The 14,988-nt window shown below is 66.9% G+C and carries 16 protein-coding genes; 13 read left to right on the top strand and 3 right to left on the bottom strand.

Annotated features, from left to right (window positions below; translation table 11 throughout):
* Window positions 1-82: 82 nt before the first annotated feature.
* Window positions 83-1,624 (top strand): efflux transporter outer membrane subunit, encoded by a 1,542-nt coding sequence (locus tag MHA02_RS00330; RefSeq protein WP_147075979.1) that lies wholly within the window; start codon window positions 83-85, stop codon window positions 1,622-1,624.
* Here the strand turns inward: MHA02_RS00330 and MHA02_RS00325 are convergent.
* Window positions 1,619-2,191: a TetR/AcrR family transcriptional regulator gene (locus MHA02_RS00325; protein WP_147075978.1), complete on the bottom strand. Its 573-nt coding sequence runs from the start codon at window positions 2,189-2,191 to the stop codon at window positions 1,619-1,621. The two genes, MHA02_RS00330 and MHA02_RS00325, sit on opposite strands and share 6 nt — an antisense overlap.
* A gap of 187 nt (window positions 2,192-2,378) precedes the next feature.
* Between MHA02_RS00325 and MHA02_RS00320 the strand changes: the two genes are divergently transcribed.
* The 12 genes from MHA02_RS00320 to MHA02_RS00265 all read left to right on the top strand — a co-directional run bounded on the left by MHA02_RS00320 (window position 2,379) and on the right by MHA02_RS00265 (window position 12,642).
* Window positions 2,379-3,311 carry a quinoprotein relay system zinc metallohydrolase 2 gene (locus tag MHA02_RS00320; RefSeq protein ID WP_147075977.1) on the top strand — a complete coding sequence of 311 codons (933 nt, stop codon included), beginning with the start codon at window positions 2,379-2,381 and terminating at the stop codon, window positions 3,309-3,311.
* Between the two features lie 72 nt (window positions 3,312-3,383).
* Complete coding sequence (locus tag MHA02_RS00315; protein ID WP_147075976.1) at window positions 3,384-4,199, top strand: quinoprotein dehydrogenase-associated SoxYZ-like carrier; 816 nt, start codon at window positions 3,384-3,386, stop codon at window positions 4,197-4,199.
* Window positions 4,199-4,819, top strand: coding sequence for a rhodanese-like domain-containing protein (locus tag MHA02_RS00310; protein ID WP_147075975.1), 621 nt, complete (start codon window positions 4,199-4,201; stop codon window positions 4,817-4,819). Before MHA02_RS00315 ends, MHA02_RS00310 begins: the two co-directional genes overlap by 1 nt.
* Window positions 4,820-4,883: 64 nt before the next feature.
* On the top strand, window positions 4,884-5,225 hold the full coding sequence (locus MHA02_RS00305; RefSeq protein ID WP_373318372.1) for a thioredoxin family protein: 342 nt from the start codon (window positions 4,884-4,886) through the stop codon (window positions 5,223-5,225).
* Between the two features lie 361 nt (window positions 5,226-5,586).
* Window positions 5,587-6,414, top strand: a complete 828-nt coding sequence (panB, locus tag MHA02_RS00300; RefSeq protein WP_147075973.1) for a 3-methyl-2-oxobutanoate hydroxymethyltransferase — start codon at window positions 5,587-5,589, stop codon at window positions 6,412-6,414.
* A 132-nt stretch (window positions 6,415-6,546) separates the two neighbouring features.
* Window positions 6,547-6,714 (top strand): 50S ribosomal protein L33, encoded by a 168-nt coding sequence (gene rpmG, locus MHA02_RS00295; RefSeq protein ID WP_147075972.1) that lies wholly within the window; start codon window positions 6,547-6,549, stop codon window positions 6,712-6,714.
* 412 nt (window positions 6,715-7,126) lie between these two features.
* On the top strand, window positions 7,127-7,738 hold the full coding sequence (locus MHA02_RS00290) for a CvpA family protein (RefSeq protein ID WP_147075971.1): 612 nt from the start codon (window positions 7,127-7,129) through the stop codon (window positions 7,736-7,738).
* Window positions 7,739-7,840: 102 nt separating this feature from the next.
* Window positions 7,841-9,331, top strand: a complete 1,491-nt coding sequence (gene purF / locus MHA02_RS00285; protein WP_238180344.1) for an amidophosphoribosyltransferase — start codon at window positions 7,841-7,843, stop codon at window positions 9,329-9,331.
* 157 nt (window positions 9,332-9,488) lie between these two features.
* Window positions 9,489-10,241 (top strand): SDR family NAD(P)-dependent oxidoreductase, encoded by a 753-nt coding sequence (locus MHA02_RS00280; protein ID WP_147075970.1) that lies wholly within the window; start codon window positions 9,489-9,491, stop codon window positions 10,239-10,241.
* A gap of 206 nt (window positions 10,242-10,447) precedes the next feature.
* Window positions 10,448-10,855 carry a dihydrofolate reductase gene (locus MHA02_RS00275; protein ID WP_147075969.1) on the top strand — a complete coding sequence of 136 codons (408 nt, stop codon included), beginning with the start codon at window positions 10,448-10,450 and terminating at the stop codon, window positions 10,853-10,855.
* A 66-nt stretch (window positions 10,856-10,921) separates the two neighbouring features.
* Window positions 10,922-12,046, top strand: a complete 1,125-nt coding sequence (locus tag MHA02_RS00270; RefSeq protein WP_147075968.1) for a carboxylate-amine ligase — start codon at window positions 10,922-10,924, stop codon at window positions 12,044-12,046.
* A gap of 167 nt (window positions 12,047-12,213) precedes the next feature.
* Complete coding sequence (locus MHA02_RS00265; RefSeq protein WP_147075967.1) at window positions 12,214-12,642, top strand: DUF805 domain-containing protein; 429 nt, start codon at window positions 12,214-12,216, stop codon at window positions 12,640-12,642.
* Between the two features lie 37 nt (window positions 12,643-12,679).
* Here the strand turns inward: MHA02_RS00265 and der are convergent, their stop codons facing one another.
* Entirely contained in the window at window positions 12,680-14,023 is a 1,344-nt protein-coding gene (der, locus tag MHA02_RS00260; RefSeq protein WP_147075966.1) for a ribosome biogenesis GTPase Der, read from the bottom strand.
* A 232-nt stretch (window positions 14,024-14,255) separates the two neighbouring features.
* Window positions 14,256-14,966, bottom strand: a complete 711-nt coding sequence (locus MHA02_RS00255) for a tetratricopeptide repeat protein (protein ID WP_147075965.1) — start codon at window positions 14,964-14,966, stop codon at window positions 14,256-14,258.
* Between the last annotated feature and the right edge of the window lie 22 nt (window positions 14,967-14,988).

The following is a 14,988-nucleotide window of genomic DNA, read 5'->3' as shown; positions in this document are numbered from 1 at the left end:
CGCGCGAAGCTTCGCGTTGACTCCGCTCTGCCGTGAGCGCCTGTGCAGTGCGACGACACGGTGCGGATCGCCGGACGAGGGCATGACGGCAGCCACGCAGACATCGAAGCGCCTGCGCTCGACCGTGGCCGTTCTGGCGCTGGCAGCCAGCCTCGGCGGCTGCGCCGTCGGCCCAGATTTCATGGCGCCCGCCGATCCTCCGGTGTCCGGCTATACCAAGGAACCCCTGCGCGATCCCCGTGCCGCCAGCGGCGTGAAGACGAGCCAGGGCGGCTCGGCCGATCAGGACTTCGTGAAGGGCGCGGACATCCCTGGGCAATGGTGGACGCTGTTTCGTTCCCCGGCCCTGAACCGGCTCGTCACCGAAGCGCTCGCCAACAACCCGTCCCTCGATGCGGCCCAGGCCTCGCTCCGGATGGCCCGGCTGAACACCGAGGCGCAGCGCGGCACCCTGTTTCCGCAGGTCGGCTTCAACGGGCTCGCGTCGCAGCAGAAGGCGCCCGGCGGCGAGCTGCAGGGCCCGCTGAACGATCAGCGCCAGCTCACCTACAGCCTGTTCACGCCTCAGGTTCAGGTCGCCTTCGTGCCGGACGTTTTCGGCGGCAACCGCCGGCAGGTCGAAGCGCTCGAGGCTCAGGCCGAAAACCAGCGCTTCCAGCTGGAAGCCGCCTACCTGACCTTGACCACCAACGTCGTGCTGGCCGCGATCCAAGAGGCGTCGCTGCGCGCCCAGATCGACGCCACCAAGAAGGTGATCGCGGCGCAGACCGAAGTCCTCAACCTCTACAACAAGCAGCTTTCCCTCGGGCAGATCGCCGGAGCCGACGTGCTGCAGCAGCAGGCCCAGCTCTCCGTCTCGCAGCAGCTTCTGCCGCCGCTCGAAAAGGCGCTGGCGCAGCAACGCAACTTGCTGACGGCGCTGGTCGGGCGCCTCCCGAGCGAAGAGGTCTCGGAGACTTTTACGCTCAGCGCGCTCCGCCTGCCGACGAAGCTCCCCGTCAGCCTGCCATCCATGCTGGTGCAGCAGCGGCCGGACGTGAAGGCCGCCGAGGCTCAGGTGGAGCAGGCGAGCGCCGGCGTGGGGGTCGCGGTCGCGAACCGGCTGCCCCAGTTCAACATCACCGCCGCCGGCGGCTCGAGCGCCGTACGGATCGCCCAACTCGCGAGCTCGGCGGCGTTCTTCTACAGCGTCGTCGGCACCGTCGCCCAGCCGCTGTTCGATGCCGGCACCCTCTTCCGGCGACAGCAGGCCGCGGAAGAGGGACTCAACCTCGCTCAGGCCCAGTACCGTCAGGTCGTGCTTACCGCCTTCCAGAACGTCGCCGACGTGCTGCGTGCCCTGCAATCCGACGCCGATGCCGTCGCCGCCGCCACAGCCGCCGAGAAGGCCACGGGCGAGAGCGTCGGCCTCATCCGCAAGCAGTTCGAGGCCGGTGCGATCAACAGCGCCCAGTTGCTGATCGGCCAGCAGGCCTACCTCTCGGCGCTGGTGACCTCGGCCACAGCGCGGGCGAACCAGTATTCGGACACGGTCGCCCTGTTCCAGGCTCTCGGCGGCGGCTGGTGGAACCGCGTGGACGTGAAGCCGCCCCGCCGGGACAACGATCCGGCGCCGTTTCTATGAACCGGTTGGTCTGAGGCTCTCCGCCAGCGCCGTCAGCGTATTCCCGAACCCCACCGGCCCCGCCAGCAACCGCTCCAACAGCAACGCCCCCTCCAGCGTCGCCACGACCATGCGTGCGGACGCAGCCGGGTCGACGCTCGCGCGCACGCTGCCGTCGGCCACGCCTTGACTGAGGATCTGCTCCAGCCACGCGATGTGCTTGTCGAAGAAGCGGGCGATGTCCGCGCGCAAGGCCTCGGGCAGCGTGTCGAGTTCCACTGCAAGCGCGGCGCAGAGGCACCCCAGCCCCTTCTCGACGCCGGTCAGGTAAAGCCGGCCATAGGCTTCGATCCGCGAGACGCCGTCGGCGGTCTCGTCGAGGATCGCCGCCAGGGCTTCGTCGTAGCGTGCGTCGTAGGCAGCGACGAGTGCTAAGGCCAAGTCTTCCTTGGTGCGGAAATGATGGTGAATGCTCGCCTTGCGGATACCCACGGCGTCCGCCAGATCGGCATAGCTGAAGCCGGAATAGCCGCGACCCCGCACCAGGATCTCGGCCTGCATCAGCAATTCGCTGCGTGTGTCCCTCATCGTTCGCTGTCTATGTTCATCACGCGCGCTTGATCGTTGATCATGCCTAGCACTGTCTCTCGGCTCTTGACCAGAACTCTGGCTACCTACTAAATGGTAGAAAGACAAGACGGAGGAAATGGCAGATGGTCGCGCCCGCTTTCGGCGGTACGCTGGTCCGTGCCCAATACGCCCGAGGATCGGCACGATGAAGGGATTCGCGAGCCGCCGCGAGGCGTTGTTCGGTGGATTCTGCCTGTGCTGTCTGCCGACGCTCGGCCGTTCGGCCGAGGGCTTCGCGCTCGACGAGGTGGGGCCGGGCATCTTTATCCGGCGCGGTCCCGACGCCGAGGCCAGCCCCGAGAACAACGACGCTATCGCCAATATCGGCTTCATCGTCGGCCGCGATTCGGTACTGGTGACCGAGTCGGGCGGCAGCCGAGCCGACGGTGCCTGGCTGCGCGGCGAGATCCGCAGGCGCACGGAGAAGCCGATCAGCCACGTGGTTCTGACTCACGTCCATCCGGATCACTGCTTCGGCGCCTCGGCCTTCAGCGAGGACAAACCGGTCTTCGTCGGCCATCACGTCCTTCGGAGCGCCCTCGATTCACGTGGTGAATTCTATCGCAAGCGGCTCGAAGACCTCCTCGGGCCCGAGAAGGCCGGCAGCGTGGTCTATCCGACCCTGGAGGTGAAGGATGGCGCCGAGATCGATATCGGCGGCCGTAAGCTCGTCTTCACCGCTCACGGTACGGCCCACACCAATTGCGACCTCTCCATGCGCGATTCGGAGAGCGGCCTGCTGTTCCCGGCCGACCTGCTGTTCGTCGGCCGCATCCCCTCCCTCGACGGCAATTTGGTCGGCTGGCTGAAGGAGATCGAGCGTCTGAGGGGTTTTGGCGCTACCCATGCCGTACCGGGCCACGGCCCGACGCGGGTCGAACTTGCCCCCGCTCTCGCCGACCTCTCCCGCTACCTCACGGCCCTGCGTGACCAGACCCGAAAGGCCGTCTCGTCCGACGTCTCCATCGAGAAGGCCTCCAAGACCGTCGCCCACGAGGAACGGGACAACTGGGCGCTGTTCGAAACCTACAATCCGCGGAACGTTACGCAGGCCTACAAGGAACTGGAGTGGGAGTGACCCGTACGGCGACGTGCCGACATCCCAGCCATCGAAAACTGCACTAGATTCGTCAGCACTCAGGAGGACGCCATGAAAGCCTTGATCCTAGCACTCAGCCTTTCGCTGTCGGCGACGGCGCTCGTCGCGGGCACGGCTCACGCCGCCGGTGCGTCGGACACCGACCAGGAGCGCGCCGAGCGCTGGAACGATCTCAAGAAGGAGCTCTTCGCCGGCAAGACGATCGAGCCGAGCGAGACGATGGTGAAGATCGATGCGCCCAAGCGCGCCGAGGACGCCGCGCTGGTGCCGATCACCCTGACCATGCCCGAGAAGGACAAGGTGAAGAGCCTCTCGCTCGTGATCGACGACAACCCGACGCCGTATGCCGCCCACTTCACCTTCGGGCCGGCCGCCGATCCGGGCGAGGTCAAGCTGCGCGTGCGCATCAACAACTACACCAACGTCCACGCCGTCACCGAGACGACGGATGGCAAGTTCTATGAGTCGGTCGGCTTCGTGAAAGCCTCCGGCGGTTGTTCGGCCCCGATGGGCATGAGCGACGAGGAGGCCATGAAGGGCATGGGCGACATGCGCATGAAGTTCGGCGAGGCCACCCCCGGCAAGCCGGCCGAAGCGACGCTGATGATCCGCCACCCGAACTTTTCAGGGATGCAGATGAATCAGGTCAGCCGCGACTACACCCCGGCCCGCTATATCCAGAAGCTCGACGTGTCCTACGGTGACAAGCTGATCTTCCACATGGACGGCGACATCTCCATCGCCTCGAACCCGGTGATCCATTTCGGCTTCAAGCCCGAGGGCAAGGGTCCGATCAAGGTCGTCGCCTCCGACAACCAGGACGGCCGGTGGGAGAAGAGCTTCGAAGCACCGTCGCCGAGCAACTGATGTCCGCTCTGCATCGGCCTCGCGTTCTTCGGCCCCTCGCGGTCGCTGCATTCGCCGCCCTGCTCGGGGCGGCGGGTCCGGCGGACTCGCCGGTGAACGTGCCGGAACCGACAGGGCTCTACGACGGGCCGCAGCACGGCTACACGCCGCCGACGCTCAAGGGCGCGACGGTGGTCGACCTTGCCGCCCTCGCCGCGCTGATCGCCGACGACAAGCCGGTGCTCCTCGACGTGGTGCTCGCCGATCGCAAGCCCCAGGGCCTGCCGCCGGGCACGCCGTGGCTGCCATCGCATCGCTCGATCCCCGGCGCGGTCTGGCTGCCGGGCGCAGGCGTCGTGCCGCTGACGCCCGAGCAGGAAGCGGAGTTCTTCAGGCGCATCGCGGAGCTGACCGGCGGCGACAAGGCCAAGCCCATCGTCACCTTCTGCCGTCCGGAATGCTGGGGCAGCTGGAACGCCGGCAAGCGCTTGGTCGCGGCTGGCTACAGTCGCGTCCACTGGTGGCCGCTCGGCGTCGAGGGTTGGCAGGACACGTACGACACTGCGGTGGTGAAGGCCGACAAGACGTGGACATACATCGCCGACGAGAAGGCGACGCCGCCTGCCGAGCCGCAGCGCTGACGGTTAAGGAATTGGACCGATGCTTACGCGCCGATCGCTCATCGTTACTGCTTTGTTGTCATCGATGGCGACCTCCGCCTTCGGAGCCGCCCCGATCCCATTCGATCAGGCCGCCTTCGACGCCGCACAGGCGGCGGGCCAACCGGTACTGGTTGCGATCACGGCGCCATGGTGCCCTATTTGCAAGGCGCAGAAGCCGATCCTGGCCAAGCTCGGCACCGGTGCCCGCTTCGGCAGTCTCGCGATCTTCGAGATCGACTTCGATACGCAGAAGGCCTTGGTCCGTCGTTTCGATGCGCGGAGCCAGAGCACGCTGATCGCCTTCAAGGGTCGAGACGAGGTCGGGCGTTCCGTCGGCGAAACGCAGGCGGAATGGATCGAATCTTTCCTCGAGAAAACCCTCTAGCCTCCGCGGTCGGAGGCGCTCGTCCCAATGCCCGTCCGATCGTAGGCCTGCGCCTAAAAATTCAGCGAATTCAAAACCATCGCCGCGAATATGGCTGTTGACACCTGCCGACTTGTGGCGGAAAAAAGGCCGCCCGGAGACGGCCCGAAGTCTAGGGAGGAAACGCCCGAACAAGGGCAAGCGGGACGGTTCGCCGTACCACGCATGTGATGCAGGCCTCTCCGGGCTGCTTCCCACATCGACAGTCTTCGTTGCAGCCGATGCGCGGTGCCGCCATGGCGGTGGAACCCGTGTATAATACTGTCCCGCAGGCAACGGCGTCGCAACCGAGTGGGCTGCGAGGCAGGCGAGGCAGGAGAGCATGTCGCAATTGGTTCAATCCCGGCGTGTCAGGCCGGCCGATCTCGACCGGCACAAGGCCGAAGGCCGCAAGATCATCGCCCTCACCGCCTATCACGCGCACACGGCGGGCATCCTCGACGCCTATTGCGACTTCATTCTCGTCGGCGATTCCCTCGGCATGGTGATGCACGGCATGGAATCGACCCTGCCGGTTACCGTCGACATGATGATCGTGCAGGCCCAGGCGGTGATGCGCGGCACCAGCCGGGCGCTGATCGTCGTCGACCTGCCATTCGGTTCCTACGAAGCGAGCAAGGAACAGGCCTTCCACACCGCCGCCCGCGTCATCAAGGAGACCGGCGCCGGCGCGATCAAGATGGAGGGTGGCGCCAAGTTCGCCGAGACGGTGTCGTTCCTGGTCGATCGCGGCGTGCCGGTGATGGGCCATATCGGCCTCACCCCCCAATCCGTGAACACCATGGGCGGCTTCAAGGTCCAGGGCCACACGCCCGAGAGCCAAGAGTCGCTGATGGACGACGCCGTCGCGATCAGCCGGGCCGGGGCCTTCGCCATGGTGATGGAGGGCATCGTCGAACCGGTGGCGCGCACCATCGCCGCGTCGCCGGAGGTGACAGCGCTGACGATCGGCATCGGCGCCAGCGCCCAGTGCGACGGCCAGATCCTCGTGCTCGAAGATATGCTCGGCCTCTCCGACCGCGCCCCGAAATTCGTGAAGAGCTACGGTGCCCTGCGCGGGCATATCGAAGATGCGGTAAAGGGCTACGCCGAGGACGTGCGCGGCGGCCGCTTCCCCGCCATCGAGCACACCTATCCGCCACGGAGCTGAATCGACCGCCGCCTTGACGGGCGAGGGCCGATCGGGCATTCACCCACCCGAATTCCGGCCGGGTTCCAACCCGGCCTTTTGCGTTTCGCCCGAGCGGAATGCGTTCACCCACCGCTTCAGGGGCACAGCGCCATGGCCAAGGCCGTCACCGTCAAGATCAAGCTCATCTCGACCGCCGACACGGGTTTCTTCTACGTCACCAAGAAGAACTCCCGCACGCAGACCGAGAAGCTGACGATGCGAAAGTACGACCCGGTCGTGCGCAAGCATGTCGATTTCAAAGAGACGAAGATCAAGTAATTTTGGCTGCAGAGCCGCTGATCTGTCAAAGCCGCCCCTTCGCAGGGCGGCTTTTTCGTTCGTTCGACGCAGCGGGAATGTGCCATCGGCCGTTAAAGGCTGCATCGACAGGCTTCGTTCGCAATGACGAAGCGGCGTCCACACTCTCGCGAATGAGCGTCCGCCCCGATCCGGAACACGACCAGCTCCGCGACGGAAATCACCGAGACCGGCGCGAATGTCGATCGGAGTTCGGGTTGTGGCCCAAGGGCCGTTACGAACCGCGAATCGGCGGGCTCGTCCGGCCGGCGGGTGACGGCCGAGGTTCGGCGGGGTATATTCGGTAACCAAGAGACGAGGGCGCGCGGTTCGGGGGGAACCGGTGCGGTCGTTCCCGTCATGCGTTTCTCCGCCCCCACGATTGCCGACAGCGATGCCGTTCTCGATCCTCGATCTCGTGGTGCTCGGCATCGTCGTGATCTCCGCGCTCCTCGCAGCGGTGCGCGGCGTGACGCGCGAGGTGCTGGCCATCGTCGCTTGGGTGGTGGCCGGCGCCGTCGCCTGGACATTGCATCCCATGCTGTTGCCGACGGTGAAGCAGCACGTCACCAGCGACACCGTGGCGCTCGTCGCCTCGATCGCCGCGATCTTCCTTGGCACCCTCATCGTCGTCTCGATCATCACGGTGAAGATCTCCGACATCGTGCTGGACTCGCGCATCGGCGCGGTCGACCGCTCCCTCGGCTTCCTGTTCGGAGCCGGACGCGGCTTCCTGATCTGCGTGATCGGTTGGGTGTTTCTGGCCTGGCTCGTCCAGGGCAAGATGCCCGAATGGGCGGCCCAGGCGAAAAGCCGCCCGTTTCTGGAGAAGTCCGGCGACGCCCTGGTGGCCCAGTTGCCGGCCAACCCCGAGGGCTTCCTGAAGAACCTGCGCAAGCCGAAGGGCGACGGCACCGGCGAGCCTGCCGAGCCGCCGGCCGAGACCGAGACCGGCGGGCAGCGCCGGAGCGACGCGGCGCCTGCCACGCCGGCACCGGGACGCTGATCTGCGTGCAACCGTTCTTGGTTACGACTGCAAGGCCGACTAAGTAGCGCTTCTTCAGTTCAGCCCGGAGCCCGGTTCCGGCAACGAGGATTCGGTATCGGCATGCCTGCACACGGCGCGAGCGTCCCCGATGCCGAGATCGACCGCGATCCGCTCGGCGAGTACGGCGATACGCTGCGCGAGGAGTGCGGCGTCTTCGGCATCTTCGGCCATGACGACGCCTCGGCCGTCACCGCGCTCGGGCTCCATGCCCTGCAGCATCGCGGCCAGGAGGCGGCCGGCATCGTCTCGTTCGATGGAAAGGTATTCCACTCGGAGCGCCGCCAGGGCCTCGTCGGCGACAACTTTTCCGATCGCGGCACCATCGAACGCCTGCGCGGGCGGGCCGCCATCGGTCACGTCCGGTATTCGACCACCGGCGGCACGATCCTGCGCAACGTCCAGCCGCTCTTCGCCGAACTGGCGAGCGGGGGGCTCGCGGTTGCACATAACGGCAACCTCACCAACGCCCTCTCGATCCGCCGCGATCTCGTCCGCGACGGCGCCATCACGCAGTCCACCTCCGACACCGAGGTGGTTCTGCACTTGGCCGCCCGCAGCCGAAAGCCGCGTATCGTCGAGCGCTTCGTCGAGGCGCTTCAACAGATCGAGGGCGCCTACGCGATCGTAGCGCTCACCAACAAGAAGCTCATCGGCGCCCGCGACCCTCTTGGCATCCGTCCGCTGGTGCTCGGCGAACTCGACGGCCGCTACATCCTGGCCTCCGAATCCTGCGCGCTCGACATCATCGGCGCGCGCTTCGTGCGCGACGTCGAGAACGGCGAGGTGGTGGTGATTTCGGAAGAGGGGGTCGAATCGATCCGCTTCGCCGAGCGGCAGCCGATGCGCCCCTGCATCTTCGAATACATCTACTTTGCTCGGCCGGATTCGGTGGTGAACGGCAAGAGCGTCTACGGCATCCGCAAGAGCATCGGCCACGAACTCGCCCGCGAGGCCCCGGCGGACGCCGACATCGTCATTCCGGTGCCGGATTCCGGCGTACCGGCGGCGCTCGGCTTCGCGCAGGAGGCGAGGCTGCCCTTCGAGATCGGCATCATCCGCAACCACTATGTCGGGCGCACTTTCATCCAGCCGACACAGACTGTGCGCGAACTCGGGGTGCGCATGAAGCATTCGGCCAATCGTGCGGCCGTCGAGGGCAAGCGCATCATACTCGTCGACGACAGCCTCGTGCGCGGCACCACCTCGATCAAGATCGTGCGCATGATGCGCGAGGCCGGCGCCCGTGAGGTCCACTTCCGCATCGCCTCGCCGCCGATCACACACCCGGACTTCTACGGGATCGACACACCCGAGCGCGAAAAGCTCCTGGCTGCAACCTACGATCTGGAGGGCATGCGCGACTATATCGGCGCCGATTCCCTCGCCTTCCTTTCGATTCCCGGCCTCTACCGTGCCATGGGCGAGGAGGGCCGCGACGCAACTTGCCCGCAATATACCGACCATTGCTTCACCGGCGATTACCCCACCGGCCTCACCGACCTGCAGATTGCTGGCCCGAAGCGGTTCGCGATGCTGGCGGAAGCGGATTAGTGGTGCTGCCATCCCGTCATTCCGGGGCGTCGACGGCGAACCCGGAATCTACCCGAGATGCTGCGCTCAGTCATGGATTGCACGCCTCCGGCGCGCCCCTTCGGGTCCGGGTTCCGCTTCGCGGCCCCGGAATGACTGTGAGAGCTTGATCCCTCCGATGATCGAAACCTCCAAAGAACCGCTTGCCGGCCGTGTCGCCGTCGTCACCGGCGCCTCGCGCGGGATCGGCCGCGCGGCCGCGCTGGCTTTGGCCAAGGCTGGCGCGCACATCATCGCCGTGGCGCGGACGCAGGGTGCGCTGGAAGAACTCGACGACGCCATTCAGGCCGTCGGGTCCAGCGCCACGCTCGTCCCGCTCGACCTCACCGATTACGACGCCATCGACCGCCTGGGCGCCGCCATCGACGCGCGCTGGCAGAAGCTCGACATCGTCGTCGGCAATGCCGGCATCCTCGGCGCGCTGATGCCGCTCGGGCACATCACGCCAAAGGTCTGGCAGCAGACGATCGACGTTAACGTCACCGCCAACTGGCGTCTGATCCGCTCGCTGGACCCGCTGCTGCGCCGCTCCGACGCCGGTCGCGCGATCTTCGTGACGTCGGGTGCGGCCCACAAGTGCAAGGCCTATTGGGGGCCATACTCGATCTCCAAGGCGGCGCTCGACGCCATGGTTCGCACGTACGCGGCCGAGACCGAGACCACGCCGATCCGCGCGATGCTCCTCAGCCCCGGCCCGCTCCGCACCGCCATGCGCCGCTCGGCCATGCCGGGCGAGGATCCGGAGACGCTGAAGACGCCGGAGGATCTGGCGTCCAGTTTTGTAATCCTGGCCTCGCCAGCTTGGACGGAATCCGGAAAGATCTTCGATTTCCCGACCGGGCGGCTTTTTGGATTTCGGCCGCCCGAGTGACGTAAGCGCGCGAAAGCTGGGCTGCCAGCCTCCTTCCGACCATCCCCCTTCATCCAAAGATGCTGCCGTGAAACGTTAGCCTCGAAGGAGGGCTCCAGCCGAGACTGTGGGTCTTGGAGGTCTCATTCGCGGCCACTACGTGGCGCCTCGAGATGAGTGGGTCTGGTTGGATCGCCGGTGCGTAGCCGAACCTTTGAGGACCCATCATGATCGACGTCCGCTGCATCTGCGCCATCGGCCAGCGGGGCCAGCTCGGCCTCAACGGCCAGCTCCCTTGGGAGGGCAACACCGATCCGCTCTTCGTCGAGGACGTGACGCGATTCTTCGCGCTGACCATGGGCCACGTCCTGATCGCTGGCCCCAAGACCATCGGCTCGGTACCTGAATTCGCCTTTAAGGACCGCACCATCGACGTGATCCGCTCGCACGAGGACCCCGAGCATGTGCTCGCGCGCTACCCCGGCCGCCGCATCTTCGTCGGTGGCGGTATCTCCGTCTGGAACGTCTACGCGAAGTATATCCAGCACTGGGACGTCACCCGTCTCCCCTACGACGGCGAGGCCGACCGCTGGTTCGATCCGGCCTGGATGGTGGGCGGTCCGCTACGCTCCTGAACCGAACCTTCTCCGCGCACGTTCCCCGAGCCCGGCTGAAGCCGGTCGTCCAGGGGAGGGCGTGTGATGGCCGGCCACAGCTACCGCTTCGGCATCGAAGAGGAGTACTTCCTCGCCGATGCCGAGACCCGCGGCACGCCGAGGCGCTCGGTGAAGCCGTTCCATGTCGAGGCGGCGGAGCGGCTGCCCGAGATCGGGCGCGAACTGCTGCAGTGCCAGGTCGAGGTCTGCACGCCACCCTCGACCGAGTTCGGCCCGGCCCACGACGTCCTGCACCGGCAGAGGCGGCAACTCGGCGAGATCGGGCGCGAGCACGGGCTCATGGTCTTCGCTGCCGGGACGCATCCGGTGGCGGACTGGGCACGGCAGCTGCCGACCAAGGGTGACCGCTATCGCGGCATCCTGCGGGACGTCGGCCTCGCCGGGCGGCGCAGCTTGATCTGCGGCATGCACGTTCATGTCGAGGTCGAGAATCCCGAACACCGCGTCGGCCTGATGAATCGGCTGCTGCCGTTCCAGCCGCTGCTCTTCGCCCTCTCGGCCTCCTCGCCGTTCTGGCAAGGCAAGCCCACGGGCCTCGCAGCCTACCGCCTCAGCGCCTTCGGCGAGCTGCCGCGCACCGGACTGCCGGACCTGATCGCCACCGAGGAGGACTATGCCCGCTACGTGCGCATCATGGTCAATGCAGGCTCGATCCAGGATGCGAGCTTCCTCTGGTATTCCCTTCGCCCGTCGATCAAGTTCCCGACGCTGGAGCTGCGCATCGCCGACAGCTGTACCCGGCTCGACGACGCCCTCACCATAGCCGCGCTTTTCCGCTGCCTCGTGCGCTGCGTCGAGCGGAGGCCGGATCTCAATGCGGGCCTCACCGGCGTCTCGCGGGCGCTGGCGCAGGAGAACCTGTGGCGGGCGCAGCGCAGCGGCATCGAGGCCGAGCTGATCGACGAGGCCTCGGAGCAGGCGTTCGCCTTCGCCGACATGCTCGATACGGTGCTGTCGCTCATCGCCGACGATGCCGAGGCGCTCGGCTGCCGCGACACGGTAGAGGGCGCGCACCGCATCTTGCGGGACGGCACCAGCGCCGACCGCCAGATCGCTACGTTCGAATCAGCGCGCGGTGTGGAGACCAGCAACCGGCAAGCTCTCGACGCCGTCGTGGACTGGCTCGCGGAGACGACGCAGGGCGCGTAATCCGTTTTCATCCACAGCCCGATCGGCCGGCCGATGCCGATCTCTTGTCCCAACGTCCCAAACGCCAGCTTGGCCGTTGAGATCGGGTGCACCGAACCTTAGCAACGAAGAACGGCCCGACCTCCGTCCAGGCGAAGGCCGGACGCAACGCGTGCTTCGGGGCTATCATGAAGAAACTTCTGTTTTCGGCCGAAGGCCGGATTGGCCGCGGCCAGTTCTGGAAGGCCACCATCTTGCTGACGCTGGCCATCCTGGTCGTCGGGCTCGCGGCGAACCTGGGTATTGCCCAGCTGGTTCCCAATCAGGCCGACGAGGCCGGCAACTACTCGGTGGACGGCGCTGCCGCGGTCCCGTTCATCCTGATCAACCTGGGCCTGTTCATCGTTCCCCTCTGGGCCGGCATCTGCCTCGGCATCAAGCGGTATCACGACCGCGGCAAGCCGGGGATCTGGCTGCTGATCATGTTCGTGCCGTTCATCGGCGGCCTCTGGTATTTCATCGAGACCGGCTTTCTGCGTGGCACCATCGGTCCGAACCAGTTCGGTCCCGATCCGGTCCCCAATGCCGGTGCCGGCACCCCGGTCGCCTACGCCTGAGCCGAAGCCTCGGCCGGCCGGAATGCACTTCGGCCGGTCAACCCTTGTCGAACGGATTTTTCGTCGTCCGCAAGCTCAGCCGGATCGGCGTGCCGGGCAGCTCGAAGGCCTCGCGGATCTCGTTGACGAGATAGCGCGTGTAGGATTTCGGCAGGGCGTCGAGCTGGTTGCCGAACAGCGCGAAATGCGGCGGCCGGGCCTTCACCTGGGTGGCGTAGCGGATCTTGATGCGCCGGCCCGAGACTGCCGGGGGCGGATTGCGCCCGGTGGCACTGCTGAGCCAGTCGTTGATCTTCGAGGTCGAGATGCGACGGCTCCAGACTTCGGCCGCCGACGTCACCGCCTGCATCAGCTTGTCGAGACCTTCGCCGGCAAGCCCGGAGAGCGGCACGACGGCGACGCCGCGGACCTGCGGCAGCAGGCGCGTGCAGTCGGCTCTCAGCTCTTTCAGCAGGCCCGGCTGGTCGGCGACGAGGTCCCACTTGTTGAGGCCGATCACCAGGGCCCGGCCCTCGCTCTCGACGAGGTCGACGATGGTGAGGTCCTGCTTCTCGAACGGGATGGTCGCGTCGAGCAGGATCACCACCACCTCGGCGAAGCGCACGGCGCGGATGCCGTCCGAGACCGCGAGCTTTTCGAGCTTGTCGTCGATGCGGGCGCGGCGGCGCATGCCAGCGGTGTCGTGCAGTTTGATCCGCTGCCCGCGCCATTCCCAATCGAGCGAGATGGAATCGCGGGTGATGCCGGCCTCGGGGCCGACCAGCAGGCGCTCCTCGCCGACCATGCGGTTGATCAGGGTCGACTTGCCGGCGTTGGGACGTCCGACGATGGCGACGCGCAACGCCTTGCCGCCGGGGCCGTCCTCGTCGTCGTCGTCGTCGAGATCCGGCAGCACCTCCTGCAGGGCGCTGTGGAGTTCGCCGACGCCTTCGCCGTGCTCGGCCGAGAATGGGATCGGATCGCCGAGGCCGAGGGAGAAGGCGTCGTAGGCACCGGTCAGCCCATCCCGGCCCTCGGCCTTGTTGGCGATGAGGATGACGGGGCAGCCCGAGCGGCGCACCATCTCGGCGAAGGGCCGGTCGGCCGGTAGAATGCCGGCGCGGGCATCGATCACGAACAGCACGACATCGGACTCGACGATCGCCGCCTCGGTCTGCAGGCGCATGCGGCCGGTCAGCGAGTCGGCCGCGGCATCCTCGAGACCGGCGGTGTCGATGACGCGGAACTTGAGACCGCCGAAGGCGACGTCGCCCTCGCGGCGGTCGCGGGTTACGCCGGGGCGATCGTCGACGAGGGCAAGCTTGCGGCCGACCAGCCGGTTGAACAGGGTCGACTTGCCGACGTTCGGGCGGCCGACGATCGCGACTGTCGGCAATTCCATGGTGGTTTCAGTCTTCTGGTTCTGCGTCAGGTCTTTCCTGACGATGTCGAAAAATCCGCCGTCATTCCGGGGCTCGCCAACGGCGAGAACCCGGAACCCAGCCGTGCAACGACGCTGGGCGTCGCGCTCGATCGTGGGTTCCGGGTTCCGCTGCGCGGCCCCGGAATGACACGGGGAGGATACGTCTGCTGCTGCGTATGTCAGAAAGCGACGGCTTGAGCCATGCCGTGCGTCAGCGGGTCATCGGCGGGGGCGCCGCGGCGTCGGGCTTGGCCTCCGTCACGGTGACCGGGCCGCCGGATACCAGCGCCTCGTAGACCTCGACCCGCTGGCGCAGGCCCTGCGGGGTCTCGGCATCGCCGGCGATCTGGTCGAACCAGCGGCCGGCGGCGGTGTAGTCGCCGCGCTTCAGCTCGGCGAGGCCGAGCATCTCGCGGGCGGTATGACGGAAGGCGCCGGTCGGCGCGGCGAGGCCCTGCAGGCTCGTCAGCGCAGGCGCCGGATCGGCCAAATCGAGGCGGATCAGGCTCGCGCGAAGACGTGCCAGATCGCGCAGGCCGTCGCCGAGCGCCGTGTCGGCGGCAAGCTTGTCGTACTCGGCGGCCGAGGCTGCGGCGTCGCGCTTCGACAGGTCGGCGGCGGCGCGGAAGCGGGCCAGGATTCGGTAGCCGGCGGTGCCGTCCCGGCTCAAGGCTTCGAAGGCCTTGTCGGCCTCGGGACCGCTGCCGGCGGCGGCGAGCTTGGCGGCCTTGTCGAACTGCTCGGAGGCGGTCTCGGCACGCACCAGCTGGTCGTGCTGCCAGTAGCGCCAGCCGCCGACGCCGGCTGCGATCAGTACCGCGACGGCGATGATCAAGCCGCTATAGCGCTTCCAGATCGCCGCGATCTGATCCCGGCGATAGTCCTCTGCGACCTCGCGAAAGAACTCGTTGTTTTCGGCCATTCCGTTCCGGGCGCTCGTTTGG

It is taken from the genome of Methylobacterium haplocladii (genome assembly GCF_007992175.1).
GTDB lineage: Bacteria > Pseudomonadota > Alphaproteobacteria > Rhizobiales > Beijerinckiaceae > Methylobacterium > Methylobacterium haplocladii.
The sequence above is the reverse complement of the archived record's forward strand: the minus strand, read 5'-3'. Positions and strand labels throughout refer to the sequence as shown.